Here is a 26,388-nt window from a genome sequence, read left to right on the forward strand (position 1 = left end):
GAGTTATTGCCTTACACGCCAATTTGAAGGTGTATCCCCTTCCCAGGTCTTGAAAGCACGATAGAACGAATTCTGGTCTTCATATCCAACCAGAAATGCCACTTCTTTGATATCGAGCGAAGGATCTGCAAGGTACGCTCGGGCCTGCTCACGTCTGGCCTCGGTTAATAATTGCTTGAAGTTTGTGTTCTCCTCCGTCAGTCGCCGCTGCAAGGTACGATCACTCATGCGAAGCTCTTTGGCGACCGTCTGGATGTCAGGGCGCTTTCCTGTGAGGCTGCGTTTCATAATCCATTTGACCACTTCAGTAATGGAACGATTGCTATCTTGTTCGTCCAGCGACCGATCCAGAGCCGGGGTCAGAATCTCCAGTAACTCCTCGTTATACGATAGAAATGGAAGGCTCAGATCTTTCCGTTCCAGCGTCAGCCGATTATGGTTAGAATTCGTATCAACTCGGCAGCCGAAGTAAGCCTCAAGGGTGGCTACGTCACCCATCGGTTGGGAGAACTCAGCCCGTTTTGCAATCAAAGGCTGTCCTGTGCCCCTCCGTCCAAGTTCGATCAGAAATGCCAGCGTAATACCGACCAGTAATGGCGGACCTGGTTGCTCCTTATGTAACCATCCTAGTTCAATGATACATTCCTCCCCTGCTTCGGTAATCTGCAAACTCTCGGGAGGACACATTTGCTTGTAACGCTCCATGCGATTCAACGCATCTCGATAATCACGAGCATGGTACATTGCCAGTACAGGCGGAGGATACTTCGATATTTCATATCCGGTTGCAAGTTTGATGATGCCCTCGGCGGTGTCCCCATTGAGATCAGAGTAGGCCTGCCAGATTGCGAAGTATTGAGATTGGGTCACTAGAGGTTTATTTATTGTCTCAAGAGATAGTTGTGCTGTGCGAGCGATGTCGTCAGTACCAATCCCTAATTGATGTAATCCAGCCCAAAAGCCTGGATGAACTTTAATCCGATCATTCGGTTGAGGTTGCATGTATACAGACTCCTTTAACTTGTTCCATTTTTATTCTGATTTCTAATTATAGAATGGATGTACCTATTTTTGAAACTTACCTTAGCGAGCCATTTCCGGGTAATACGAAAACACGACTGCCCATAAATGGCCAGTCGTGTTCAAGTCAATCATTCAGTATATTATGAAAGAATGCACATTTTGTATGTTCAGCTACTCATTCAACGCAGTTTTGATCAGGGCATTCACCCGCGAGTTAAACAGCAGACCGATATGGGATACGAGGGAAACCGAAACGTTGTTCGCCCCGTTCAACCGGGAAAGTACCGGGGACACAATCGTGTCACTGGTGGAATAGATCGAGGTCACCTTTATTCCACTCGGAGCTGTCGTTGTGGTCAATCGATTAGCCCCGCCAAGGGTAATCAACTTATCCACTTTCGAAGCGCCTCCACGGTTAAGTATGTAATAGAGACTATTAGCTCCACCCATGCTATGAGCTATAATATTGACTTTTGTATGACCCGTTTGGCGTAGAACATCATCTACGAATCGACTAATTGCTGCGGAGTTCAACAGCTGGTTTCCTTGTTTGCTAGGAAGGTCAATCGCGAATAATTCGTCTCTTGTCCACCCTTGACTACGTAAATAACTCTCAATTGCTGTAAAATTGCTATCTGAACCGGTCAATCCATGTACCAATACAATGGGTGTACGTGCCGTAGCTGCAGAAGCCTTTGAACTCGATCCTATTCCAGTTATTGATAAGGCAAGGATCATACTCATGAATACAACAAGTATTAATTTGGTCTTTTTCACTTCATTACCCTCCTGTAAAATGTTTTATATTCCATATATTACAATCTAACATATGGAATATAAATGAATCTTTAGTCTCATTTTTACAGGGATGTCTAAAGTATACTACAAATAACATCATTACATTTTATTAAACTCTAGTTCTCTACTTCTTATCCTTCAACGATATCTGCACGTAGATCTGTTGCAATCTCAATCATTTTGGGTACAATAGCTTCGTTAGAAATAGCTACATACAGATCCCCCATGTACAAACGAAAAGCAATCTGTGCACCCTCAAGGTCCCACATAAAAAAGTCCCCCTCGATGGTCATGGTGCTCTCAGCTCCTACAATGTTAAGAACCGCTGAATAGGTAAAATCGGGTTGGGATTCGAAGTAGAGTTTGCACTCTTCCAGCGAGATGGATTGTTCCGCATTGCTTTCCTGCATGGATCGGGTAATTCGAAAACGCTGATTCATTGATTTGCCTCCAAAACTTTATTAATATATACATGTTGCACAGCATTATATTTTCTCATTTCCGTCTTCCACTGTCAAAACCATACATGATCGATTCTTCAAATTCATATATACTGAATACAGTGCACAACGAATTTCTACAATCAGGAGGAGTCAAATCAATATGTTAAAAACAGAATTCATTGATGTACTATCCCTTGTCTCACATAAATTATATGATTCGGCTGCTAATGTCATGGACACGGCAAGCAGGTTAATTCCTGCAAACACGTTTTGTATTGCCCAGTTGGATCATCTATCCACCAAGGTTCTGAACGTATATAATCGTGAAAAACTTATTCTGGGTGAGGGGCTGGTCGTTGATAACGCCGAGTCATACTGTGCACTTGTGACTGAACATTCCCAAGGCCCGTTAGTAATCAATAATAATCTAACACATCCATTAACCAGACATATGGACGCAACCGAATTCGTAGGTGGGTGTTCATTTGTTGGTGTGCCTATACATAATGAGAACGGAGAAATCTACGGCTCCCTTTGCTCATTTGATCAGGATTTCTATTCCTATCAACAAAAGGACGTGGATCTGCTTCTCTCCTTGTCTTCCTTTTTCACGAGTCTTCTTGAGATGGAAACAACTCTGCAACAATTAAAACAGGCGGAAGAGACCGCTGCAAAAGTGCTTGAAGAAAAGAAAAATTTGCTGGCCGTTCTCAGCCATGAAATCCGGACGCCAATGAATGGTGTTCTTGCAATGGCCAATCTGTTGCAATCGACCAGGCTGAGTGAGGATCAATCGTTATATGTTAATGTCATTGAGTCAAGTGGCGCCAGCCTTCTGTCGATGATGGATCAGATTCTGGACTACTCCAAAGCAGAAGCTGGTGCGATCTCTCTGGAGATCAAGCCCTATAGTGTCTCTGACACAGTTGAACATGTATTACAATTATTCTCTTCTGAAGCACAGAAAAAAGGAATTAGGTTGTACGCAGAATATAATATTAATGATCATCTGATGCTTATGGGCGATCAGCACAAAGTTCGTCAGATTTTAATCAATCTCGTTGGGAATGCGCTAAAATTTACGGAGACAGGTGAAGTATGCATCTCTACTGAGGTATCTGCTGATACAAAAGGTACTCTCCATGCATCCTACGAAATAAAGGATACGGGCATCGGCATCCCACAGGATCGTCAGGATCTGTTGTTCAAATCCTATTCCCAGATTCATGGTAATTCAGGAAAGTATGTCGGTGCAGGGCTGGGCCTGTCCATCTGTAAACAACTCGCCGAATTAATGGGTGGCATTGTATGGCTCAAAGAGTCCAGTCCTATGGGCAGTCGGTTTGTCTTTAATATTTCCAGCGCTGCACCCTCCGTCCATGCGAAAATCTGAATGATGAATATATTATTCTATCTGAAAAGATAGGAGGTATATACATTGACACAATTTCTGGATGCAAGATCATCGCAAAATGCTGCGTTGTTTAATTCAATCTCCATACCGATTCCAGTGATTTTTACGCCACAATTATTCGGCCAGATTGGTCTCATCACCGCTGGAGCCGGAACCAATCTAAGAGTTTCATTAAAAGGAACCATCACGGTGCAATTGCCGCGTGCACTTTTTATAGTGAGGATTACTGTGGTAAGAGGAACAATCGCAACCGATCCAATTGTATACTCGGGAAACCACACATATGGTCTGAATGGTCTGCTTAACCCTGAAGTGATTGTCTTCACTTCCACTGACTATAACCCACCACTTATGCCTCAATTAACCTATACCGCATTTATCAGTACAAACCTGCTCGGTACTACTCGGGTGGGACCCGAGAGTTTCGACGGATTTGTCGTTTCAGATTGAACAAACATGTACAACCCCGTACCTCTAATCGGTTTCCCGTAGATTAGTGGTATGGGGTTGTTTTTACGATTAACATAACTTTTTTTAGAGAGAGCTATTAATCAGAGACCACAAATCCATCAAAATTCTCGGGACCAACACGGATTGTTCCCAGCAAGTTGGAGCTTACAAAAGCAGTGTAAGTTAATTGTGGTAAAATCGGTGGATTAAAATCATTTCCAGAGAATGTAATTACTTGTGGTGCCAATACGCTTAAACCAAATGTGGACGTTGCGGAATATATAACCGGGTCCGTTGACAAGGTACCTCTTACAACGGTAATCGTTATGCCCACAAGAGCTAAAGGTAATTGTACAGAAACCGTCCCTTTAAATTGAACTCTGGGATTGGCTCCTGCTCCGGCAGTTTGCAGACCAATTTGACCAAAGAGCTGTGGGGTGTTCAGGAATAATATTGGAATAGCTATTGAGTTGGCCAAACTGGCATTTTGTGATGTTCTTGCATCCAGAAATGTGCTCATCAATCTACCTCCTAATGTTGGGATAGGATAGTATATTCGTAGCGTACTATTGTGTTTGGACTTCTAGCCAACAACTCACCAAAGCTATCATTTAATTTCACTATGGTCGGAAGAATCTATTAAACAGCGATATGATATATACGACTAAATTCCGGACTCTTATATTGGAACGATATGAAAATTTTGTTATGCTACATATGTTAGATTACTAGATTCTGTTCAAAATACGATTCTACTATTATGTACGGAGTTGGAGGACACAAACGATGCTTATTAAACGTGTAGGGAAAATCGCCGCGGTTACTGTAATTGCTCTCTCTATTCTTGGAAGTACCCCCAATATCGGTGGAGCCTATGCTGCCCCGGCCATTTCAGTGCACTTGGATGATGTTCCCCTGAAATTTGATGCAGCTCCACGTATTGATAAAGGTGTCACTTATGTTCCGTTTCGGACAGTCGGTGAAGCCCTAGGTATCGATATTACCTGGAACAGCAAATCACAGACTGTAAAAGCGACAAACACTGTGAAAGGACAAACTACCGAGGTACTATTACAAGTTGGCAGCACCACAGCGACCGTAAATGGAAAAAAAGTTACACTCGCAGCTGCACCCGTTCAGCGGGAGGGCCGCGTACTTATTCCACTAAGTTCGTTCAGTAACCAATTCGGTGTACAAGTAAGCTGGAATCAAGCAACCAAGACGGTCTCCCTTGTCTCCCCACAACGCGAGATGCACCTGAGAGCCTTCTATGCATTGCAATCCTTTCAAGAAAAGGACCTTATTTCTTCCATGAATTCCGTAGCCTTTGGCTGGAGCCGCATTGATCGTGAAGGTCAGTTTACGCTCCAAGGAGAAGAGTACCGCCTCCCTGCTGCTGCGGGTGATATTACACCGCAGTCCATCGTTGCTGATGCAGCAGATCAACAGATCCAACCACAGCTCATGGTGTATGCCTTGGATGGAAACGGAGAACTGACCAAAGTTCTGAGCGACAAGAGCCTGCGGCAGAAATCGATTGAAGGTATAACTGCTGCTGTCACAGAGCATGGTTTTGACGGAGTTGTTCTGGATTTTGAAGGACTGGGCTTTAAACTGGATGTAGTAGAACAACAGAAGCTGCTCAATGCTTACGTGAAACAACTAAAGAGTTCCTTGCCCCAGGACACAGCTTTATCTCTGGCGGTACCACCGCTAAATAGTGCTTATAAAGGTTATGATTACAAAACACTTGCCTCTATTGCAGATGATCTTATTATTATGGCCTATCAGTATAATCCGGTTGGCACCAAATCTCAGGTACCTGAGCCAAATAGTCTTGTGGATCAAGCGATTCAATTAGCCATACAGGCTGGTGTACCAAAGAGCAAGCTTCTGCTTGGTATCAGTCTAAGCAGTGAAACGCCCTCCTCTGTTGATGATAAGCTGGGTCTCGCCAAACGTTATGACCTCAAAGGAGCCGCGTTCTGGCGTCTGGGTCTGTTCCGTTCTTACAATACGAAAATGGAAGATGCCGTGAACGCTTCTGTGATTAAAGAGTAAACATTCTGACTGGATGCAACTCACTACTCACTTAAATAAAAAAAGGACCAAGCCTCTGGTACGCAGAGACTTGGTCCTTCTTGTTCCCATCATCTTATTTTATAAATTTATCCACACTTCCAAATATAAGCTTCACAAACTGGGTAGGACCAGGCAAACGGGGCTGAAAGAGAAGAATGATCCCAATTACTGCCGCCACAGTAGTAAATCCCGCGCTCACTATTCTGGCTCGCTTCTCTTTACTGCTCTTCCACTCTCCATACACTATCGCAGTCCCCAGCATCAATATTCCAAGGATTGAGCCTAGTTTCATGCAATCACCTCTCTTCCAGGCTTGTACAGGAGCCGATTCTGTTCAACTTTCGTCCTCATTAGGTATCCCCTGTGGTCCTGTTGATTTTCCGGTACGTACTACATGTGCATCTACGTTGACTTCCACGTCCATATCAGGATAGATGGTTTCCCAGTTCTTCTCCTGCGCTTTCCATTGATGCGGGTAATATCTGCGGAATTCAACTGCGAATTTGAAGAAATCGGAGCGCAGCTCTTTCTGGGACATGTCTAAAGCATCATGAGCCAAAGATGTGAGTTTAGCCGACCATTCCTTTTCCAGTTTAGTTAATACAGCGGGATCCGTCAGATTGGCATCCGTCGTATTTAACACCACTTCTCCCCTGGTTTGGATGTCGACCTTCATACTCCACTGTTGGTTTACAATTCGCGGCTTCAAGGAGGTTTTATTTTCAATGAGTCTTATCGAAAAAGAACCCTTTAACGGCTCAAACTCAACGGGCATGATAATGCTGTTCAGTTCTTTTGCAAGTAGTAATACACCTACGCTTAGTGGTTCTTTGACCGTCTTGACATAACGATCCTTCTTATACATACTCAGACCTTTCACATATGGCGTAGTCGTCAGTTTATCCTGATCGGGCTCCGGGGGTAAGATTAACATGCGAGACAAAATGGCTGAACTGCTCGGACCTTCAATAGATTTAGCCAGTTCAAGCGCAGTAACACGTGTACCTAACTTCAGATTGGCCATCTCACGTAGCGATTCAGCAGAACTTCGCTCCAGTGGATCAAGTAACGCAAGGATATCTTTCGCAGCCTTTTCGCTGGAAAAGACATATGCATGCTCCCTGAACTGAGGGTAACGCAGGAAGAAATCGATATACTCGCGGATACCGCGTTTGCCTGCTTGCTCACTGATGATTATGACTTCGCAGTGGCCCCAGAACATATTCCGGGGAACTTTACGTTGTAACCGATTCAATGCCTCTGCAATTGTACGTCCTTCCGCTGTTCGAATCATTGTTACCCCGCTTGGACTGCCTCCACTCCCACTACTATCTCCTGCACTCGCCTTCCGCGGAATGAAAATCTGTGAAGTCAAATGTACTTCACCATCTTCATAATCTATCCCTGTAGCCAGCACGATAGCCAAATCGTTAATCTCGATGCGATCCCAGCATCCACTTAAAAGCACACAACACAATATTGGCATTAGTAGTACTCTATATATTCGCAAGTGCTCCTCCCCCATCAATCAGGTGTTCGCTCGATTCTTCCGAAAATGTGCCCACCCTTTCTTCAGCCATGCGACACCGTAGATCATAGCCGGAAGGATTAATAAAATGCTGATCGTATACAAGTTGGCTGAAGCGCTAACCAGACTGGCAATACCGGACCCGCCGGACACAACCCAATAAGCAAATACCATGCACAGGAACGAAAGTGGACCAACCACAGGTTTGTAGTCCCGCAAACCGAACCATTCCGCGGTTGATGTAGCAAAGATATATAGAAAAACGGAAATTTTAACGAAAATACCGAAAATCCAGATGGCAATAATAAGGGATTCGATATGCTGCAGAAAGTCCGCAATGGTTATGTATCTTGCTGCGATCATGACCGGAAATACAAATGTATCCGTCAAATCACCAATTAAAAACAGGCAAAACAGATTGGTAACTGTCATTGCAGTTGTCGTAAATACAAGGGAACCCAGCATGACCCGGGTTATTCGTTTTTTTTCATTCACATAAGGTAGCAGAAAAGCCAACACGATATATTCACTAAACCATGCAGCAGGTGCAGCGGCCCCGGTAATAATAGGAATGGGCCCATTCTCCATGAAAGGAAACAGCTCGGCAGGATTCAGTTCACCAATCAACAATATAAAGATCAATGCCAGCAGCACGATCAACAGGGTAACAAACACCTGAGCGGTTCGTCCGACAACTTCAATCCCAAGTCTGACATTAATCGCACATACAACAACCATCGTCCCCATCACAACAAACAAAGGTGTACGCGGAAGTGCATTATTGACAATGAATTCACCGTATTCTCGAATAATCAAGCCCGTCAGGTGGGGCAAAAAAGCGATATATATCAGACCGAATAACTTGCCTGGAATCCGACCAATAATCAATACACTGGATTGAATGAGCGTTTTTCCAGGGTACAAACGATCAAGTCCAACGGAAATACCAATGGCAGCCAATCCAACGATAGAACCTATAATTGGGGTCATCCACATGTCATGTCCTGCATAGTGCATTGTAATTCCAGGCACAGACAGGATAGCCGTTGCGAGAATGGCGGGAAAGACCATAAATGCCAATTGAGTCACCGAAATTTTTCCTTTGTCCGTCAACATATGTAATCCCGCTCCCTTGTTTGCTCGAATGTAGATTGTTCTAGTGTGGTTTGTTCCTTGGAGATGGACGCCACCATACATCCTTAAGTTCCTTAGCCATCGTAGGTGCTACCGGTGAAAGATAAGGTGTTCCAAATGAACGAAGACTGCTTAGATGAATGACAACCAAGATGACTCCCAGCATGACACCCGTGAGTCCCAACGTTCCTGCAAGAAACATCATGGGAAAACGTAGTAGACGGGTCGCGATGCTTGCAGCATAGCGAGGGATCATGAAAGAAGCGATACCGGTAATCGCTACAATGATAATCATGGGGGCTGAGACAATTCCGGCACTCGTCGCCGCTTGCCCAATAATTAAGGCCCCCACAATACTGACCGCTGATCCGACCTGCTTGGGCAATCGGACGCCAGCCTCACGCAATGCTTCAAAAGCAATTTCCATAATGAGTGCTTCCACCAGGGCAGGAAAAGGGATCTCTTCTCTCGCCCGAGCAATACTGAGAAGTAATACGGTAGGAATCATCTCCTGATGAAACGTCGTAATCGCTACATAAGCCGATGGAAGCAGCATGGATAAAACAAAAAAAATGTATCGTAGCCAGCGTACAAAAACACTCATGAACACATTTTGATAATAATCTTCGGGGGATTGTAACATGGAAAAAATGGTTACTGGCGCGATAAGGGTAAAAGGCGTTCCGTCAACGAGAATAGCAAACCGACCTTCCAGCAAGTTGGAAACAACGACATCCGGGCGCTCCGTCGCAATCATCTGTGGAAATGGTGAATATCGCTCATCGATAATCCCTTCTTCAATGTACTGACTCTCCAGTACGTCTTGGAGCTTTAAATCGGCAAGTCGTGTCTGCACTTCCTTAACAAGTTTGGGGTCAATAATCCCCTCCATGTATACAAGTGAAATACTGGTGTTTGTACGATCTCCCATATTACGTGTATGAAGTTTCAATGCAGGTGTCTTGAGACGTTTGCGCAGTAATGAAATATTCATGGTCAACGATTCTGTGAACCCATCCCGTGCACCGCGCACGGTCGATTCAGCTAACGGTTCCTCCGTTGAACGATTTGCAGCTAGGTATAGAGGGTATGTAGTTCCTCCTATTGAACCGTCCAGCAGTAACAGAGCTTCTCCTTCAAATATGGCCTGTACTGCTTGAGTAGTCGTTTCAACTTGCTTAACAGAAGCTAGGGGAACTTGCGCAGCTTCGATCCCCATTTCCTGAAGGGGCGTTAGTACCTGTCGTTCCAGCCGTTCCGTATCGCATACACCAACACAATATACGCATAATGCTGAAGTAAGACACGCCGTTTGGAATGTATGAAATACAACGTCCGAGCAACCCGCAAAAACGGAGCGTAACATTTCTTGATCAATAGCAAGATTTCCGGTTAATGGCAGGTCCTGTTGTGTTATCGCTGATGTGTCCATGACGCCTCCCCTTTCCGTAAACGCTCCGTCCAGATATTCTCAGTTAAAGGTATCCTTTACTTATCAGATGGGATATATACGCAAAATATAGAATGCCAAAAAAGCCGCCCTCATGAGCGACTCTGATGATATAAAACGCTATTGCATTCCTATGAATTCGTTGATCTTGCTCTTTGCAATTCCCTATTTTCTATTGATCGCTATCCTTTCACAGCACCTAAAGCAACACTCCCAATAATCTGTTTGGAAAATATAGAGAATACAATGATAATAGGCAGGATTGAGATCGCTACACCCAAATACAAGAGCCCATAATCCATCCCATAGTACCCCTGCACTAGCGCAACCAATACCGGAAGCGGATATTTATCCAGGGAGAAAAATAGCACGAGCGGTGTTAGGAAATTATTCCATGATCCGATAAACGTGAATATGCCAAGGGCGGCGATTGCCGGCCCCAGAATAGGCAGTACAATCTGATTGAACGTCCTGAACTCACCGGCACTGTCCACCCGCGCAGATTCAATAATCTCATCCGGGATGCTGCTCTCCATGAACTGTTTGATAAAAAATACATTAAATGCATTAGCCGCAGCAGGCAAAATAATTGCGGCATAACTATCCAGAAGTCCCATCATGCTGAATAGTCGATATACGCCAATCAGAGCCAGTTGACCCGGTACCATCATGGTTGCTAACAGAAACAGGAACAACCCGTTTCGTCCTTTGAATTTAAATTTGGCAAATCCATACGCAGTTAAGGCCCCAATATACAGAGATAATACGGTCGATGTTCCGGCAATAAATATGCTGTTGGCAAACCCACGCCATATGTTGATTTTGGATACCATGTTCAGATAGTTTTCAATCAAGAATGATCCGGGAAGAAATGTGAACGTTGAAGCAATCGTTGCATTGTTATGTGTGGAATAGATAAGCATCAGATAAAATGGAATAATGCAGAGCACGGCAAGACCTGTCAGCAACAGATAGATGATGATTTTGCCTGCCGTCAGGCCCCTTGTATTGGCATATTGCTGAATCGCCGCATTTGGTTGTTCAACTGATTTTGCAGTTTGCATAAGAACTCCCCTCCCTATGAACGGCTCTTCCGCTTGGTCATGATGAAGGATGCAACAGACAACAATATGATAATGATGAACAGGCAAAATGCGATGGCAGCGCCGTAACCAAATCGTGTGCTCTGAAATGCTACATTATAGAGATACATAATGCTCGTCATGGCTGCTCGGTCAGGACCGCCATTGCCGTTGGTTAGTGTAAATGGCTGATCGAAAATCTGGATGCCACCAATAATGGATGTAATCATCTGAAACAGAATAATTGGACGGAGCATCGGCACGATAATATGGATGAAAATATGTTTCTTTTTCGCACCATCCATCTGGGCAGCCTCCAGCAGAGAAGGGTCAATGCCCTGAAGACCGGCTAGGTAGATGACCATCGAATAGCCAAAGTATTGAAAAAACAAAATGGATGATACAATCAGACGCATAAACCAGGGATCATTTTTCCAGTTAATTGGATCTTGTATTATGCCGGTCTGCACCAAAAAATGGTTCAGTCCGCCAGACTGCCAGTCAAAAATCAAGCTGACAAGCAATCCAAGTGATGCCGCCGTAACGATGTTGGGAAAAAAGTATACGGCTCTGAAAAAGTCCCGTCCTTTGAGCAGCTTATCATTCAAGATAAAAGCCAACACAAGTGAGATTGTGAGCTGTGGAACTACAGATACGCCCCAGATGAATAACGTATTAAACAAGGTTTTGTAGAACAACGGATCTTGTAATACGGCAACGTAGTTACCGATCCCTACAAAATCAGGTGTCGTGATCCCATCAAAGTTGGTGAAACTGATGTAGAGGGAATATAAAATGGGATACAGCCCAAAAGTGGTGAAAATAATAAAAAACGGAGCAATGAAATAGTAGCCGTAATGGTCCTTGCGAATCGTTTTGGCAAACATGTTCTATCCCCCCAGTTATCATCGGATGTGTATATTCAATTGCTTACTAATCCACTTCCAGCTCCGGAAATCTCAAGGTAACATCACGTTTGATTCGCTTTACGACTTCTTCCTTGGTCTGTATGTCCTTATTGAGATATAACTGGAGTACAATCTTGTAGATATCATTGTTAATCGTGGCATCATATTTGGTGCGTTCGTATACAGGTACCCGTTTTGCAGCCTCCGAGAAAAACTCGAAATGCTTTTGTCCTCCCAAATAAGATGATGAGAGAGACGGGGCAAGTTCATCATTCACAACCATGTTGCTGGTGAAATAATCCTGTTCTTTCGCTAACTCGGATAGAAAATCGTGGTCAAAATTATAAAACTCAATAAACTTCCAGGCCAAATCCTTTTTCTCACTTTTACTGTACATCGCGATATAGGTTCCACCTGAACTAAAGGCTGACGGTCCCTGGGCTAAACCCCACATGCCTTCGGTATCCGGAGCGTTTGCCTTGAACGTATATTGCAAACCCCAGGTTGCCCCGGGATAAAACATGACCTCTCCTTTTTGCATGGATGCAGCGTAACCGGCACTTCCATCTTCATACTCGGCAAGTACATTCCGCTCACGTGCTTCACGTACAAGATCAAGCACTTCCAAGTACGTTGGATCGATGACAAGTTTGCCGTCCTTCACCCAAGGTATACCATCATATGAATTCGATATAGCATTCCAATTCGCCAATGCATGTACTTTATTCCCGCTAAGTTGCTGTACCTTCTCTCCAATCTCGAAGATCTTCTCCCATGTATCGATCTGTGAACCCACCTTCTCAGGATCATCGGTGCCCAGATATTTCTTCGCCAGATCCCGACGATAGTAGATGCCCCCTGGTGTTCCCTGATAACCTATCGCTCTGACATTTCCCTCACTGTCCTGTTCATTGGCCTGAACAAAAGCATATTGTTCCTGGATAAGTTCATTGGCGTTATACGGCGAAGCTGATAAATTCTCCAGATATGGAACGTCAATCAGCTCTCGAATATTCGCATTTTCAATCATAAATACATCTGGAGCCTTCGAGGTTGTCTGTAGCGCAGATTTCAGCTTGGTGATATAGAAATTACCGGGGATGTTGACAAAGTTCACTTTGATGTCAGGATATTTCTGTTCGAATTTCTCGATGGCGTACCCTGCTTCATCCGTAAAACTCCACACGGTAATCTCCTGTTGCTTGGTTTGACTCGATGGACTGAACTGACAACCAGCTAACAACATCGCTGCACATACCAATACAATAGTTGGCTTAAACCACTTCTTCATAGGCCCCCTCCTTCAAAAAGGAAACGCTTACAATTTATTAGAGTATATTGATTTTGGAGAGGGCTTTCTCCACAAATATTGTGCATTACCCTCCATATTTTGTGATATTCGTACGATGTTTCTTACGAAATTCGGAGGGTGTGCAGTCATTATATTTTTTGAAAAGACGATTATAGGAGTTAACATTGTTAAATCCATGTCCGATTGCAATCTCCAGAATCGTATCCTGACGGAACAATAAGGCCCACTCGGACTTGATAATTCGAAAATGATTCAAGTATTCCATCAGTGTTACTCCCTTGATCTCTTTGAACAGCTTGCAGACATGGAACTTGCTGAATTTAATATGTTCCGCCACCTGTTCCAGCTTAATGGGCTCAGCATAGTGCTCCTCCAGGTATTCACAGACCGATTCAAGGAATTCAAATTTTTTGGAAGAAGTACATGCCCATCCTGAAGATGAAGATTCATCGGTAGTAACCGGTACTTTGGTACGTAATAAAAGTATGATGAGATCATACAATCTGGACACCATTAACCATCGGTATCCCGGCTTCTGATTTTTCTTCTCGGTAATGATGACATCTATATATTGAGTCAGATTGCTCTGACTTCCCGTATTCGAGGGAATAACAGTTGTTTTGTTGAAAAGTTGTCCGAGATCCTGAATTTCGGCTTCGGTCGTGAAACTCCCGGTTAACAATTCGAGTCGGAACAAGATAATGGTCAAATGTTCGGTCCCCGGCAAAAAGCAGTGCACATCCCCTGGTTTGATCAGCAGCACATCCCCTTTTTCCAACTCACACACGTGGTCGTTCACGCCAATTCTGGCGCTCTTACCATTAACGAGAACCAGTTCAACCTCATCATGCCAGTGCGCAGCATAATTGAACTGATTTCCTGTATGAATTACCCGAATGGGAAAACCTTCTTGCATATGGCCTGTCTCCAAAAAAGTGGGTACGCCCATCGTATCAACCTCCATTTATTTCCAATGCAAAACACTCCTCATCTTTATATTATGCATTAATGGCTACTCTCCTTTCTTTTTAAGTATTTAAAATTCTATCGAATGCAAAAAACTCCTCAACTCAAGTTGAGGAGCCGAACAGAATCACGTTCCACGCATTGGATGTCCAGTGTATATAACGTCTCTACAATCTCTCCGTTCAGCAGTTGGAAGAGAACATGACCTGCAAGCTGGCCTGCATCCCTCTTCGGCTGACGAAATGTGGTTAGAGGTGGATTCATGTACTGAGATGCAGGTATATTGTCAAAGCCAATTACGGATAACTGCTCAGGTATTGAGATATCATGCTCCCTGAAGGCTTCCAAGCCGCCGATGGCCATTTCATCATTTGCAAAAAATACAGCGGATGGCAACTCTCCTTCAAGCAGTTTCTTGGCTGCATCGTACCCATCTTGCTTCATGTATTGTCCGCCAATTTTCCATTCGGGGTTCTCTTCGATGCCTGCCTCCTTCAAAGCTTTCAAATAACCTTGATAACGATGGAGATTACATTCCGATTGTGACGGGCCACTAATATAAGCTATTGTCCGATGCCCTTTATCGATCAGATAACGGGTAGCCAAGTATCCGCCTTGCGTATCACTCATCAAAACCTTTACAATATGTTGAGCATCCAGATCCCGATCCATGACAACAATCGGAAACCCTGCTTCAGATGCTTCAATCAGCAACTGATCTTGAATATTCTGAGCAATAACAATAGCTCCATCAATTCTTCGTTCACGAATGTAACGATGGGCTGTCGACTTCTCTCCACCCAACGAACTACATACGATCATATCGTATCCATGACTCATAACGACGGTTTCTATTCCGTTCACCAAATCCGAGAAATACGGGCTGGACATGTCATGGACAATAATACCAATGGTTTGTGTACTATTTCGTTTTAATTCCGATGCAGGACCATGCCTAACATAATTGAGTTGACTCGCTGCCTCAAGCACTCGAAGTCTTGTCGGCTCACTTACATTCCCTTTATCGTTGAGTACGCAAGATACGGTGGAACTGGCTACACCAGCCATCTTGGCTACATCTTTAATCGTTGTCATCATATATACTCCTCAAAGACAGTTTCATCTGTTTAGTTCATTATGGCAGTAACACAGCAATGCACACGGGATAGTTCACTAGCATTTTAACACGTCAGTCCAGTCATGTCTCTTAGCAAAACATTAACTACGAAAAAACATATTTAAGAAACCGAGGTGCCTTCATGAGATTTAGTGAATATGTAATAGGTCAGCGCTACGAAACCACATCCTTGGCATTATCCAAGAGTGATATTATTGAGTTTGCCACAAGCTATGATCCACAGTACATGCATTTGGATGAGGAAAAGGCCAAGCAAGGCCGATTTGGCAGTTTAATTGCTTCTGGCATGCAAACGATGAATATCTCCTTTAAATTATGGATTGAGGTTGGGGTCTATGGAGAGCATGTCGTGGCGGGCACCGGAATGAATAACATTCAATTCCTGAAACCGGTCTTTCCGGATGATGAACTTCATGTCATTGCAGAAGTCATTGGACTGACTCCCAGACGAAAAGGAAATGGGATTGTTACCGTGCTGCTAAGTACTTTCAATCAGAAGAATCAAAAGGTATTTCAGGCAGAATTAAGTGCTTTAATTGATAATTAAGGACGAGAAAAAGCCCAAAAAAGCCGCCAATCGGCGGCTTTTCGTAAATATATCACATTGAAGCATTTTTAAGCGTTATACCCTTTCAATACCTGCCCCAAAATCTCTACACCCTTGACAATCTGTTCGTCTGACGGGGTTGAGAAATTAAGTCTGATGGCATTACATGGGTCTTGCTCGTTCACCAGGAATGCATTTCCCGGTACAACCGCAACCCCTTGAGCTGCCGCTGTCTTGGCATAATCAAGCATTGGCACATGTGCTGGCAGATCACACCAGAGGAACAGTCCACCATCCGGTTGGGTATAGGTAATGGACTCACCCATATGCTCTTGCAGCTTGTCCATCATCAATGTTGCTTTTCTCCGATAGACCTCACGAATACTGTTAATGTGCCCCACGTAATCATACTCTGTCATGAACTTGTACGCCAGGATCTGTGGAAGCATGGCCGTATGTACGTCTTCTCCCTGTTTGGCAACAACCATCTTCTCCACGACTTCATGGGGCGCTTGTACAAAACCAACGCGCAGTCCCGCCGATAGAATTTTGGAGAATGATCCAACATAGATAACCAGACCCTCATCATCCATAGACTTGATGGTTGGCACATCGTCTCCATTGAATCGAAGTTCTCCGTACGGGTTATCTTCCAAAATCATAACGCCATACTTCTTAGCCAGCTCGTATATGGCCTTACGTTTTGCAAGACTCGTTGTTACACCGGTAGGATTCTGGAAACTTGGGATCACGTAGATCATTTTCACATTAGGCTCCGTTTGCAGCGCCTGTTCCAGCTTCTCGATATCCATACCGTCCATCTCCATCGGAACACCGGCAAGCTTTGCACCGGATGCCCGGAAGGAGTTCAGGGAACCGATAAAGCTCGGACTCTCACAGATGATCGTGTCCCCTTCATTACAGAACACTTTACAGGCCAGTTCAATCCCCTGCTGCGCTCCAGATACAATGAACAATTGATCGGATGGTTTACCGGTATCAAAACCTGTCTTCAAATGTTGAGTCAATGCTTCCCTGAGGGGAACATATCCTTCCGTAATCCCATATTGCAGAGCTGTGACCGGGTCATGCTCCAGAATGGATTGAGTGAATGTGCGAATCGCTTCAATAGGAAAGGTTTCCGGAGCAGGATTTCCCGCGGAGAATGGAATTACATTTTGCCCCGAAGAAGCCTTCAGAATCTCACGAATAATGGATGGTTGCAGTGCTGCGATACGATTGGAAAATGAATAGTTCATCTTAAATAGTGCCTCCCGACATTTCATCTGAATTAACTCTCTATCATTACATTAGATTCTATTATACGAGCATTTCCCGAATTTCCAAACTGTCTCCACAAAATTAATGTTTGTACGCCAAAAAAGAGGCCGCCGTCAGCAACCTCTTTCGCATAAGTATTGAGTAAACTTTCAGCCTATTAGCGCGCTGCGTTCATCTCGGATAGCCGTGTGGCCTTCACAACATAAGCGGCTAGACCGGGGATCATGCGGGCCAGACCAGGATAGAATTTATTGGTTTTGGCAAAAGCCAGCTTTTGAATTCTTCTTGCGCGTCTGAGCAATTGGGTGAATTCACGGCTTGCTTCCAGCGTGTAATTACTCTGCCAATCGGCATGTTCAATATCGCCTTGCAGGTACTTGTCAGTCCACCTTGCACACAGGAGTGAGGAGCGAAGGGCAATGGACATTCCGTCTCCACATAAGGGTGGTATCATCAGCATGGCATCCCCAATATGCGGATATTGAGACCACGGTTCAGGAACGTTGGACAGATGCAGCGGCGCAATCGACACTTGCGTTCCATCTACAGGTTTTCCTTCAGCTAAACGGGCTGCCAAACTCACGTTTGTCAGGGATGCCGCCTGTAAAATATCGTTTACAGACTTGCCACTTCCCTGGACGGTATCCAGTGTTAACAATGCGGCGACATTTACAATGCCATCCTCAATCGGGGAAATGCCCACGTAACCACCCTCGCAAAAATATAACTCTACCCTTGCGGGAATCTCTATCCCGCTGAAGTGGGACTTAACACCAACGTATACGGTTTGGTCCCGCAGATCAGGTGCGGAAGCCATCCCGCGCGGCTTTTTGGTCCCATGTGCCCCGATAACGGCTTTGGCTCTGTAGCTGATCCGCTCATCTCCCTGTTTCACCTGAACCTCATAACTGGCATCCTCAAGCTGCTCGATGCTCGTTATGGTCGCTTTGGTCACAATCTGGGCTCCGGCCTCCAGCGCCTTCTGATGCAAAATCTGGTCCAGCTCATATCGACTTATACCATATGCGAATCCCGGCAGCGGTGCTTCGATCACTCCGCCTTGTGGCATAACGATTTTGGCATGATCCATGGTGCTGGGTTTCTTCGACTGGTCCAGAAGGTGAATGTCCAGAACTTCTAACATCTCCTTGGTTTCGGGTGACATGAACTCACCGCAGGTTTTGTGCCGCGGGAACTCCTGGCGATCCAGCAAAAGGGTCCGATGTCCTTTCCCTGCCAGTTGCATTGCACATGTACTGCCGGCAATTCCGGCTCCGATGACAATCACATCTATCGATTTCGACACGTAAGATCACCTGCCTTTCGTGGGAATAACAACAGAGTATCGGAATAATGGCTTCCATTCATAGGTCATCGTATCATGATTGAGACGTTGTTTAAGTTCCTTCCAATCCCTCCCTGTAAAACCTTTGGCTACGGAAAGAGGCCCATCATGACGAATATAACGATTGCGCGAGATCATCCGTGTAGTAATCCAGACCGCCTTATAGGATACGGGATGACGGTGAATATCATTAATAACGACACCGTATCTGGATGCTCTTAGCATATGAGAAACCATATCGACCAGCTGATCTCCGTCAAAATGATGTACAAACTGGGAGCCTGTCACAATATCTGCGGAAGCATCCGGCAGTTGTGTAAGATCGGCACGTTGTACCCGGACTCGGGATTCGTCACGGAATAGTTGTCTCGCTTCCTCACACGCTTCTTCCGTCAGATCAACCAGCGTAATTTCAAGCTGAACACCCTGACGATCTGCCCATTGCAGTAGTTTCTGGTTCACATCTCCTGAACCTGCCCCCACATCCAGCAGGGTCAGCTTATTCGGCTTACCGACTGAGTTCCACAACTTCTCTACACCAGCCAGAGTTGGGCCAGGTGCTGCAAATATTTTGTTAAGACGTCTCAGATGTCTAAGCGCTTCACGTAGCTCCTCCCCTCCCAGAGAGAAGTCATCCATCAGTTCATCTTCCTTGGCTCGAATGGACAATGTTCTAAAAAAGGACATGATCGTGCTCCTCCATCACTGAAGATAATGAGGGGACATAAGTGAATTTCATCAACTCTGCGGTGAGTCCCGGTCCAAATGCCATGGCTACACCATCTGTGGAGGATTGACCCTGTGCCTTCATGTCCTCACGCATCGCGTTCAGTACAAACAGAATGGTATTGGAAGATAAGTTACCATACGTTCTGAGGACATCCCTGCTATACTTCGTTTGCTCGTCTCGCAACTTCATTACATTCTGCACAGAGTCCACAATCCCGCGTCCTCCCGGATGAATGGCCCATAGTTCAGGAAGCTGTTCACTTTGCAATAAGAGACGCAGTTCCTCTTCCAGATGAACACCTAACAGCTTCGGAATACGAGGGGATAGATACAGGTCATACCCCAGATTCCCCACCTCCCAGGTCATATCTTCAGTCGAATCCGGAAGAAGCACAGAATAACCCGTTCCCAGACTCAAATAATTCTTGTGCTGAGATTCTGGTGTGCCCACTACACAAGAAGAAGCAGCGTCTCCGAAGAATGAAGCTGCAAACAGCGCTTCCCGATCTTGTACGGGCTGAAAATGAATGGTGCACAACTCTACACAGACCACAAGGACCTGTGATCCGGGAGCTCCCTGCACCACATCTCGTGCCATCTGAATGGCTTTCAGCCCTGCGGCACAACCCTGAAAGATTAGCGGCAGTCGATTAACTCGGGCAGACAAACCCAAATGACGGATGAGCATAACATCAAGACCCGGCAGATATTGACCTGTGCAGCTGACCGTGATGATATGTGTGATGCTCTTTGGAGATACGCCTGAATCCTCCAGGGCTTTCTCTGCAGCCTCAACCCCGAGCGGAAGCGCCTCTCGCTTGTATGTATTCATTCGTTCTTCGGTTGTCGGGATGTCTGATCGCTCACCAGAGGGCAGATAACGGCATTCTTCGAGTGAACCCAGATAGCTCGGTTCCACGGTATATCGTGTTTCAACACCACAGGACTTGAATATTCGTCTGGCAAAACGGGCCAAATCTGGCCGATCCTGAAGAGAAGAAGCGATTAGTTCTGCAATATCTGACTGTGCTACGGGGTGAGCAGGTAGAGCCGTTCCCATGCCAAGAATCGCGATATCGGATGGACTGTTATATTGGTTCATAATAAACCTCCTGGTATTGGTCATTATTTCCTCTAATTTAACAACTCTTACCCTTAACGATATCGTTATAATCTCAATAAGGCTCCTAATCTAGTTTATTAACACATCCGCAAGCTCAGAAGCTTGGTTTCGCCAAGCCATTGAAGCAATCACACCAATGAACGAAAAAAGCCGCCATTAGGCGACTCCAAGGTAACTATATTCCTTCTAAGCGTCATTCTGATACACGTTATTATGAAAATGCTTCTCTGATCTTGTCACTCATCAGGTACCAGGCATCCTCAGCCATCTGGAGATCGCCAAAATGCGTAAATCCATGAGCGGCTCCCTCGTACTCCTTAAGTGTCACCTTCACACCGCTTGCTTCCAGCCTTGCTGCATATGTTCTTGCTTCTTGGGCTAGTGAATCTTTTTCCGCGGTAATAATCAATGCTTCTGGAAGACCCTCCACTGATATTGCGAGCACAGGTGAAGCCAGCGGGTCTTGCGCATCTTCTGGCGTATCGAGGTACATGGCATTGAACGTTCTGGCGATATCGGCTGGAATGGCTTCTGCAAAACTCGGTTTCTCGGCCGGATCTGTAGCCACATCCAACACGGCATAATCCATAATTTGCAGAACAATTGGCAGCTCGCTACCTCGTTGCTGATTCAGTAAACACACTGCTGCAGCAAGATTACCACCAGCACTATGCCCCCCAATAGCGAATAGAGACGGGTTAACAGATAAGGATTCCGGATTGGCGCTGACCCACTGTACAACGTTGTAACATTCATCGACCGCTGTTGGGAACTTGTGCTCTGGTGCAAGACTGTAATCGATATTAACGACCACACAATCAGATCGATCAGCGATCAAGCGACACCATGGATCATCCATCTCTGCTTGTCCCAAGATGAAACCACCCCCATGCATATTAAAGAAGACCGGCAGAGGCGCGGAATGCTCCCTATCCGGTGTATACACAAGTACACGTGTATCCCCTTTAGTTGTAGGAATCATGACTTCTTTTACTGTGACCGCATACGTGGAACTGGGTTGAAGAGCTGCACCTGTACCGACGACATTTTGACGCATACGTTGTACCATTGCCAATTGTTGTTGTTGATCCATAGATATCACTCCTTTAGTGGATTGCCAATACGCCTTCTTCCGTTGTCACTTTAAGTATAGATGACACTCGTCTATTCCGTCATGTGCAAATCATTTGATATGTATTGATCAACATGCTGAAACGTCAACCAAAATTACCTTCCCCTGCTCTTAATGCTTCAATGTTAACATTCAGTGCCAGGAGATTGGTTTGGGTCCGTGCTTGTTTCCTTTTTTTTGTGGAACATCATCCAGACCCCCATCAAACAAAATAAAACGCTGCACCCCATGCCAAACAAGCTACTGGTTTTTAATGCAAGAGGTGAGCCTTGCATGGTAAGTAACGTCGCTTGGGTCACCACGATGGATACCATCGCATCGGTGAAGTTAATCATTTTCAATGTAGATATGATCGGGTTATGGAGATGACGGTTCGCCCAGGTACCATACACGGCAAAAACCAGCTTGGTAAAAGCAACTGTAGATACGATATACACGATGTTACCCTCATATATGAAGGCATCGCCGATTAGATACATTCGCAGGCAGACCATCGAATAGGACACGCCTAGTAAACACAGGAACAGACCTCCGCGCTTATATACCGTAAGTTCTAATCTATATCTTTCTTCGGGAGAGTCCATTCTCTTGGTAACTGTATATTTATGGAGCACTTGTCCTTTTGCCACACACAGAATCAGATAATATACAGCATTTGTAATGAACCATCCCGAAAGCAGATATATGCCCAGGATTAACTTGCCTATCCCTGTTACAGCATTGATAACAAGGGAAGCCACATTAAACAAGGCCGTTCGATCTTGTTTATTTCCAAGGTAATGGAACCAAATGGACTTCAAATATGTCTTCATTTTCATAGGATATTCATTCTGTTAGAGAAGCAGACCATTAGCCTTTTCACCCACCTCTTAAATGTCAATAACATGATGAATGAGGTGTAGAGAAAGTGGTATACGTTCTCCTCATTCGGCCAAAAATTCCCGAACGCTTTTTGGAAGGGATTTAATAACCATATCATAAGAGTGATCGATCATGACGTAGACATCTTCATCGGATAGTGAACCATCCAGCGTAATGGTATTCCAGTGTTTTTTGTTCATATGATATCCCGGTTGAACTGCTTCATGCTGCTCTCTCAGGTTCTCTGCAATAATGGGATCACATTTTAAGTTCAAGCGACAGTTCTCTTTGTTTTCAAAAATAAGCGCAAACATCTTACCCGCAACCTTCATCGCGACTGGATCAGGCCCAAATGGATAATCCTTGGTCGCACCTTTCTTCTTCAAACTGTATTCAATCATCGTATCCTTCAAGTCAGTACCTCCCTTTCACCAATGGACGATATAATGATACCGAATGTAAGTTCGTATGTAAATAAGCTCGTTGCACATAAAAGCATATAATAAAACCTCCTCCAAATGAATGGAGAAGGTTTTATCTGGATTTATTTAGATCTTAATTGGCTCTATCATTCCTAGTTTTGCTGCTGCGGCTGAATGAGCCATGGTTAGATTTACTGCTACTGCTGTTTGATCTACTGCTATTGGGTCTACCGTCGTTTGAACGACTACTGTTTGATTTACCACTCTTGGCAAACCATTCGGATTTGGGCTTGCGTGCCGGGTTAGCTTTGGACTTCGCCGGTTTGCCTGCAGCCGATTTGTTGAACGGAGGTTTACTGCCTGATGCTTTGCTGGTTTTATCAAACACAGGTACACCTGTCATTGGATACGGATGACCTTTCACTTCAGGAATCGTCTTTTTGATTACTTTCTCGATATCCTTCAGGAATGGAAGTTCATCCTTCTCGCAGAACGATATGGCCATCCCGCTTTTGCCAGCTCGCCCTGTACGTCCAATACGGTGAACATACGTTTCCGGAATGTTAGGCAGGTTAAAGTTAATGACATGTGAAAGTTCCTCTACGTCAATTCCTCTTGCCGCGATGTCCGTCGCAACTAATACACGTGTTGCACCACTCTTGAAGTTGTTCAGTGCCCGTTGTCTCTCGTTCTGAGACTTGTTGCCATGAATAGCCTGTGCCGTAACATTCGCTTTGGCCAAATCACGTGTAACCCGGTCAGCGCCGCGCTTCGTGCGTGTGAACACCAATGCCGTGACGATGGATTTATCCTCCAAAATTTGGTTCAACATATGTTGCTTCTTGCCGTTCTCCAACAAATAAATAGACTGCTCAATGCGGTCTACCGTTGAAGAAACCGGTGTGATTTCTACTTTGACTGGATCAACCAGCAGGGTTTTAACCATTTTGGTGATTTCAGGAGGCATCGTAGCTGAGAAGAACAGCGTCTGCTTTTTGTTAGGCATTTTGGCAATGATTCTTTTCACATCATGAATGAAGCCCATGTCCAACATCCGGTCTGCTTCATCCAGAACGAGAATCTCAACCATCTTCAGATCAATACGTTTCTGGTTAATCAGATCGTTCAATCTGCCAGGCGTTGCGATAATAATATCTGCACCTTGATTCAACGCACGCTCTTGTACTTTTTGCGAAACGCCGCCAACGATTGCCGTACAACGAATGTCCGTATACCGGCTATATACCTTGATGTTATCCGCGATCTGAATCGCCAGTTCTCGTGTTGGTGTCAAAATTAATGAGCGAATATGTCGTGCGGACTTCGATCCTTGCCCTTTGGATCTTTCGCTTAATAATTGAATGATCGGCACTGAAAATGCTGCCGTCTTGCCTGTTCCTGTCTGTGCACATCCCAGCAGATCTCTGCCAGCTAATACAGCTGGTATGGCCTGTTCCTGTATAGGGGTAGGATTAGTATAGTTTGCTTTGCTTAACCCTTCCATAATAGAGGGGATAATATTTAAGTCCTTAAATGTCATGTTGTCTCCTTCATTTACGCACATCTATCAATAAGACGCATCTTTTATTTCACACGTAACGTATAAGGATACCATTAAAAACGCAATTTGTACATTATCTTTTTAAAATCACTTTGTTTAACTGACCAATTTAAGACCAACTGCCGATCCGAGCACCATAGCGATAAACAGAATTCGTAGGGCATTTCGAGGTTCTCCATAAAACACCATGCCCAGAATGGCACCACCGGAGGCCCCGATTCCCGTCCATACGGCATATGCTGTGCCCATCGGAAGAGTTTCCATTGCAATGGACAGGAACATGAAGCTTAAACCAAACCCGCCTACCAATAGAACCAGTGAAATGAGATTACGGTCTTTGTGCAACTTGTTTATCATCAGCACTCCGATCATCTCAAATATACCTGCCAAGATAAGAAATACCCAGTTCATTATAGCTGCACCTCCTTATTCTTCTCTTTGCTCAGCATTTTAAGACCAATTACGCCGAGTAAAAGTACACCAATGAGTACCATTTTTCCGGTTTGAACAGTCGCATTAAACAGAACAATCTCTGCAAGTACCGTACCAGCAGTACCCAGGCCAACAAATACGGCATACACGGTTCCCACAGGCAGTGTCCGCGAAGCTGCAATCATCAAGGAGAAACTAATGATAATTGCAACCAACGTAACCCCCCATTCCAGCAGACCACTGGCATGTTTCAATCCAATGACCCAACCCACTTCAAACAAAGCAGCAATCACAACCGACATCCACGTTTTATTCATCCCTGTAACACTCCTTCTCTACTACATTTTTGTACAACCCGTAAGGTTCATTAGCGTAAAAACAAAAAAAGCCCGGGAAACAAACTGCATGTAGCAGTTCATCTCCCAGGCTTTTATCCCTCCGTGGCACAACCAACAGGTTGCGGGTTTTCTCTCGGACCAGACCGACACATACATCGCGGAACCCTAGAAAACCTGTTTTTATTCTAATGTGTCTCCAATTATACACAGTTCCACTATCTTGGCAACCCCGTAAATGTGATCACGCCCTTTATTTGATAATCAAACCCATTAATCCTACAAATGTGGTGGCTTGATGTGGTGAAATCACACAACCGTTGAGATCTTCCATGGTCAGCACCAAGGAGTCAAATTCGCAATCGCTAAGATCCAAATCCTTCAGTTTGGTGCCTGTTAAGGAAGCTTGGTCGATGTTACATTGACTGAACTCCATTTTTTGCAGTGCCAGATAGGCAAAGTCCGCACCAATCAAGGTACTTTCTGAGAAGGAGACCTGTTTCAGATGGGCAAAACGGAAATTGCTATAGTCGCCTAGACCATGAAGGAAACTGACATTTTGCAATCGGCTATTGGAAAAATCAGTTCCGACAAACTTGCAGTTATGCCATTCGATCCGGTGCATGAAGGCACCAGAGAGATTGACATTGGAGAAGTCGCAGTGTTCGAACCTGACATCGGTGAATTCAAATTGTTCCAAGGTAGACTCCGAGATGGTCACATGTCTAAATACAACATTTTCAAAGGAAACCTTACTCGCTTCCTGTTGATCCAATGTAATGTTCTCGATCAGTTTGTGTTTGTACTCCACTTTGGATTCCAGGAATGCAATCGTTTCCGGTTCGAGCAACTGCTCCTGAATCTTGGGTTTATCCATTTTCATCCCGTATTC

The 26,388-nt window shown here is 44.7% G+C and carries 27 protein-coding genes and 1 riboswitch; of the genes, 4 read left to right on the top strand and 23 right to left on the bottom strand.

Features of this window, described 5'->3' with window-relative positions:
• Positions 1–3: 3 nt before the first annotated feature.
• The 3 genes from MHB71_RS10700 to MHB71_RS10710 all read right to left on the bottom strand — a co-directional run bounded on the left by MHB71_RS10700 (position 4) and on the right by MHB71_RS10710 (position 2,261).
• Positions 4–1,002: a helix-turn-helix domain-containing protein gene (locus MHB71_RS10700; RefSeq protein ID WP_340029549.1), complete on the bottom strand. Its 999-nt coding sequence runs from the start codon at positions 1,000–1,002 to the stop codon at positions 4–6.
• A gap of 192 nt (positions 1,003–1,194) precedes the next feature.
• On the bottom strand, positions 1,195–1,767 hold the full coding sequence (locus MHB71_RS10705) for an alpha/beta fold hydrolase (protein ID WP_051449755.1): 573 nt from the start codon (positions 1,765–1,767) through the stop codon (positions 1,195–1,197).
• Positions 1,768–1,952: 185 nt separating this feature from the next.
• A complete protein-coding gene (locus MHB71_RS10710) occupies positions 1,953–2,261 on the bottom strand; it encodes a hypothetical protein (protein WP_036670832.1) in 309 nt (102 codons plus the stop codon).
• A gap of 163 nt (positions 2,262–2,424) precedes the next feature.
• Here MHB71_RS10710 and MHB71_RS10715 point away from each other — a divergent pair, with 163 nt between their 5' ends.
• Both MHB71_RS10715 and MHB71_RS10720 read left to right on the top strand, forming a co-directional pair.
• Positions 2,425–3,657, top strand: a complete 1,233-nt coding sequence (locus MHB71_RS10715) for a GAF domain-containing protein (RefSeq protein WP_036670831.1) — start codon at positions 2,425–2,427, stop codon at positions 3,655–3,657.
• 45 nt (positions 3,658–3,702) lie between these two features.
• Positions 3,703–4,128 carry a hypothetical protein gene (locus MHB71_RS10720; protein WP_036670830.1) on the top strand — a complete coding sequence of 142 codons (426 nt, stop codon included), beginning with the start codon at positions 3,703–3,705 and terminating at the stop codon, positions 4,126–4,128.
• Between the two features lie 97 nt (positions 4,129–4,225).
• On the opposite strand, the gene MHB71_RS10725 is transcribed toward MHB71_RS10720, so the two are convergent.
• On the bottom strand, positions 4,226–4,648 hold the full coding sequence (locus MHB71_RS10725) for a hypothetical protein (protein WP_017688591.1): 423 nt from the start codon (positions 4,646–4,648) through the stop codon (positions 4,226–4,228).
• Between the two features lie 266 nt (positions 4,649–4,914).
• Between MHB71_RS10725 and MHB71_RS10730 the strand changes: the two genes are divergently transcribed.
• The gene (locus tag MHB71_RS10730; protein ID WP_036670829.1) at positions 4,915–6,189 is read left to right on the top strand and encodes a stalk domain-containing protein; all 1,275 of its coding nucleotides are present in this window, start codon (positions 4,915–4,917) and stop codon (positions 6,187–6,189) included.
• 355 nt (positions 6,190–6,544) lie between these two features.
• Here MHB71_RS10730 and MHB71_RS10735 read toward each other — a convergent pair whose 3' ends face one another.
• The 8 genes from MHB71_RS10735 to MHB71_RS10770 form a co-directional block, all read right to left on the bottom strand.
• Entirely contained in the window at positions 6,545–7,720 is a 1,176-nt protein-coding gene (locus tag MHB71_RS10735) for a Ger(x)C family spore germination protein (RefSeq protein WP_340029550.1), read from the bottom strand.
• A gap of 18 nt (positions 7,721–7,738) precedes the next feature.
• Positions 7,739–8,854, bottom strand: coding sequence for an endospore germination permease (locus tag MHB71_RS10740; RefSeq protein WP_340029551.1), 1,116 nt, complete (start codon positions 8,852–8,854; stop codon positions 7,739–7,741).
• Between the two features lie 40 nt (positions 8,855–8,894).
• Positions 8,895–10,304 carry a spore germination protein gene (locus tag MHB71_RS10745; protein ID WP_340029552.1) on the bottom strand — a complete coding sequence of 470 codons (1,410 nt, stop codon included), beginning with the start codon at positions 10,302–10,304 and terminating at the stop codon, positions 8,895–8,897.
• Positions 10,305–10,504: 200 nt separating this feature from the next.
• Entirely contained in the window at positions 10,505–11,386 is an 882-nt protein-coding gene (locus MHB71_RS10750) for a carbohydrate ABC transporter permease (protein WP_340029553.1), read from the bottom strand.
• A gap of 14 nt (positions 11,387–11,400) precedes the next feature.
• Positions 11,401–12,291 carry a sugar ABC transporter permease gene (locus tag MHB71_RS10755; protein WP_036608160.1) on the bottom strand — a complete coding sequence of 297 codons (891 nt, stop codon included), beginning with the start codon at positions 12,289–12,291 and terminating at the stop codon, positions 11,401–11,403.
• Positions 12,292–12,337: 46 nt separating this feature from the next.
• Positions 12,338–13,603 carry an extracellular solute-binding protein gene (locus MHB71_RS10760; protein WP_340029554.1) on the bottom strand — a complete coding sequence of 422 codons (1,266 nt, stop codon included), beginning with the start codon at positions 13,601–13,603 and terminating at the stop codon, positions 12,338–12,340.
• A gap of 85 nt (positions 13,604–13,688) precedes the next feature.
• The gene (locus MHB71_RS10765; RefSeq protein WP_340029555.1) at positions 13,689–14,573 is read right to left on the bottom strand and encodes an AraC family transcriptional regulator; all 885 of its coding nucleotides are present in this window, start codon (positions 14,571–14,573) and stop codon (positions 13,689–13,691) included.
• Between the two features lie 116 nt (positions 14,574–14,689).
• Complete coding sequence (locus MHB71_RS10770; RefSeq protein WP_321163448.1) at positions 14,690–15,688, bottom strand: LacI family DNA-binding transcriptional regulator; 999 nt, start codon at positions 15,686–15,688, stop codon at positions 14,690–14,692.
• A gap of 161 nt (positions 15,689–15,849) precedes the next feature.
• On the opposite strand from MHB71_RS10770, the gene MHB71_RS10775 reads away from it, so the two are divergent.
• Positions 15,850–16,275 (top strand): MaoC family dehydratase, encoded by a 426-nt coding sequence (locus MHB71_RS10775; protein WP_340029556.1) that lies wholly within the window; start codon positions 15,850–15,852, stop codon positions 16,273–16,275.
• A gap of 68 nt (positions 16,276–16,343) precedes the next feature.
• On the opposite strand, the gene MHB71_RS10780 is transcribed toward MHB71_RS10775, so the two are convergent.
• The 11 genes from MHB71_RS10780 to MHB71_RS10830 all read right to left on the bottom strand — a co-directional run bounded on the left by MHB71_RS10780 (position 16,344) and on the right by MHB71_RS10830 (position 26,379).
• Entirely contained in the window at positions 16,344–17,534 is a 1,191-nt protein-coding gene (locus tag MHB71_RS10780; protein ID WP_076249400.1) for a PLP-dependent aminotransferase family protein, read from the bottom strand.
• A gap of 179 nt (positions 17,535–17,713) precedes the next feature.
• Entirely contained in the window at positions 17,714–18,862 is a 1,149-nt protein-coding gene (locus MHB71_RS10785; RefSeq protein WP_036670822.1) for an FAD-dependent oxidoreductase, read from the bottom strand.
• A gap of 6 nt (positions 18,863–18,868) precedes the next feature.
• Entirely contained in the window at positions 18,869–19,588 is a 720-nt protein-coding gene (locus tag MHB71_RS10790; protein ID WP_340029557.1) for an SAM-dependent methyltransferase, read from the bottom strand.
• Entirely contained in the window at positions 19,575–20,732 is a 1,158-nt protein-coding gene (locus tag MHB71_RS10795; RefSeq protein ID WP_340029558.1) for a type III polyketide synthase, read from the bottom strand. The genes MHB71_RS10790 and MHB71_RS10795 overlap by 14 nt, the downstream gene beginning before the upstream one ends.
• Positions 20,733–20,964: 232 nt before the next feature.
• Positions 20,965–21,846 carry an alpha/beta hydrolase gene (locus MHB71_RS10800; protein ID WP_340029559.1) on the bottom strand — a complete coding sequence of 294 codons (882 nt, stop codon included), beginning with the start codon at positions 21,844–21,846 and terminating at the stop codon, positions 20,965–20,967.
• Positions 21,847–22,010: 164 nt separating this feature from the next.
• Entirely contained in the window at positions 22,011–22,703 is a 693-nt protein-coding gene (locus MHB71_RS10805; RefSeq protein ID WP_036608182.1) for a hypothetical protein, read from the bottom strand.
• Positions 22,704–22,808: 105 nt separating this feature from the next.
• Positions 22,809–23,159, bottom strand: a complete 351-nt coding sequence (locus MHB71_RS10810) for an MmcQ/YjbR family DNA-binding protein (protein ID WP_340029560.1) — start codon at positions 23,157–23,159, stop codon at positions 22,809–22,811.
• A 142-nt stretch (positions 23,160–23,301) separates the two neighbouring features.
• A complete protein-coding gene (locus tag MHB71_RS10815) occupies positions 23,302–24,708 on the bottom strand; it encodes a DEAD/DEAH box helicase (RefSeq protein ID WP_340029561.1) in 1,407 nt (468 codons plus the stop codon).
• A gap of 117 nt (positions 24,709–24,825) precedes the next feature.
• Positions 24,826–25,140: a multidrug efflux SMR transporter gene (locus tag MHB71_RS10820; protein ID WP_340029562.1), complete on the bottom strand. Its 315-nt coding sequence runs from the start codon at positions 25,138–25,140 to the stop codon at positions 24,826–24,828.
• Positions 25,140–25,478 (bottom strand): multidrug efflux SMR transporter, encoded by a 339-nt coding sequence (locus MHB71_RS10825; RefSeq protein WP_340029563.1) that lies wholly within the window; start codon positions 25,476–25,478, stop codon positions 25,140–25,142. Before MHB71_RS10825 ends, MHB71_RS10820 begins: the two co-directional genes overlap by 1 nt.
• A 100-nt stretch (positions 25,479–25,578) precedes the next feature.
• Positions 25,579–25,679, bottom strand: a riboswitch (guanidine-I (ykkC/yxkD leader).
• Positions 25,680–25,749: 70 nt separating this feature from the next.
• Positions 25,750–26,379, bottom strand: a complete 630-nt coding sequence (locus tag MHB71_RS10830) for a pentapeptide repeat-containing protein (protein WP_340029564.1) — start codon at positions 26,377–26,379, stop codon at positions 25,750–25,752.
• Positions 26,380–26,388 lie beyond the last annotated feature (9 nt).

Origin of the sequence: Paenibacillus sp. FSL H7-0940, assembly GCF_037979415.1 — a bacterium.
In the GTDB taxonomy this organism is placed as follows: Bacteria; Bacillota; Bacilli; order Paenibacillales; family Paenibacillaceae; genus Paenibacillus; species Paenibacillus amylolyticus.

Coding starts and splice junctions, on each gene's coding strand:
- MHB71_RS10815 (WP_340029561.1), bottom strand. CDS start 24,708: ATGACATTTAAGGACTTAAATATTATCCCCTCTATTATGGAAGGGTTA.
- MHB71_RS10725 (WP_017688591.1), bottom strand. CDS start 4,648: ATGAGCACATTTCTGGATGCAAGAACATCACAAAATGCCAGTTTGGCC.
- MHB71_RS10755 (WP_036608160.1), bottom strand. CDS start 12,291: ATGTTTGCCAAAACGATTCGCAAGGACCATTACGGCTACTATTTCATT.
- MHB71_RS10710 (WP_036670832.1), bottom strand. CDS start 2,261: ATGAATCAGCGTTTTCGAATTACCCGATCCATGCAGGAAAGCAATGCG.
- MHB71_RS10740 (WP_340029551.1), bottom strand. CDS start 8,854: ATGTTGACGGACAAAGGAAAAATTTCGGTGACTCAATTGGCATTTATG.
- MHB71_RS10730 (WP_036670829.1), top strand. CDS start 4,915: ATGCTTATTAAACGTGTAGGGAAAATCGCCGCGGTTACTGTAATTGCT.
- MHB71_RS10790 (WP_340029557.1), bottom strand. CDS start 19,588: ATGTCCTTTTTTAGAACATTGTCCATTCGAGCCAAGGAAGATGAACTG.
- MHB71_RS10805 (WP_036608182.1), bottom strand. CDS start 22,703: ATGAAAATGAAGACATATTTGAAGTCCATTTGGTTCCATTACCTTGGA.
- MHB71_RS10715 (WP_036670831.1), top strand. CDS start 2,425: ATGTTAAAAACAGAATTCATTGATGTACTATCCCTTGTCTCACATAAA.
- MHB71_RS10795 (WP_340029558.1), bottom strand. CDS start 20,732: ATGAACCAATATAACAGTCCATCCGATATCGCGATTCTTGGCATGGGA.
- MHB71_RS10750 (WP_340029553.1), bottom strand. CDS start 11,386: ATGCAAACTGCAAAATCAGTTGAACAACCAAATGCGGCGATTCAGCAA.
- MHB71_RS10770 (WP_321163448.1), bottom strand. CDS start 15,688: ATGATGACAACGATTAAAGATGTAGCCAAGATGGCTGGTGTAGCCAGT.
- MHB71_RS10700 (WP_340029549.1), bottom strand. CDS start 1,002: ATGCAACCTCAACCGAATGATCGGATTAAAGTTCATCCAGGCTTTTGG.
- MHB71_RS10820 (WP_340029562.1), bottom strand. CDS start 25,140: ATGAACTGGGTATTTCTTATCTTGGCAGGTATATTTGAGATGATCGGA.
- MHB71_RS10765 (WP_340029555.1), bottom strand. CDS start 14,573: ATGGGCGTACCCACTTTTTTGGAGACAGGCCATATGCAAGAAGGTTTT.
- MHB71_RS10775 (WP_340029556.1), top strand. CDS start 15,850: ATGAGATTTAGTGAATATGTAATAGGTCAGCGCTACGAAACCACATCC.
- MHB71_RS10780 (WP_076249400.1), bottom strand. CDS start 17,534: ATGAACTATTCATTTTCCAATCGTATCGCAGCACTGCAACCATCCATT.
- MHB71_RS10760 (WP_340029554.1), bottom strand. CDS start 13,603: ATGAAGAAGTGGTTTAAGCCAACTATTGTATTGGTATGTGCAGCGATG.
- MHB71_RS10705 (WP_051449755.1), bottom strand. CDS start 1,767: ATGAGTATGATCCTTGCCTTATCAATAACTGGAATAGGATCGAGTTCA.
- MHB71_RS10800 (WP_340029559.1), bottom strand. CDS start 21,846: ATGGATCAACAACAACAATTGGCAATGGTACAACGTATGCGTCAAAAT.
- MHB71_RS10825 (WP_340029563.1), bottom strand. CDS start 25,478: ATGAATAAAACGTGGATGTCGGTTGTGATTGCTGCTTTGTTTGAAGTG.
- MHB71_RS10830 (WP_340029564.1), bottom strand. CDS start 26,379: ATGAAAATGGATAAACCCAAGATTCAGGAGCAGTTGCTCGAACCGGAA.
- MHB71_RS10745 (WP_340029552.1), bottom strand. CDS start 10,304: ATGGACACATCAGCGATAACACAACAGGACCTGCCATTAACCGGAAAT.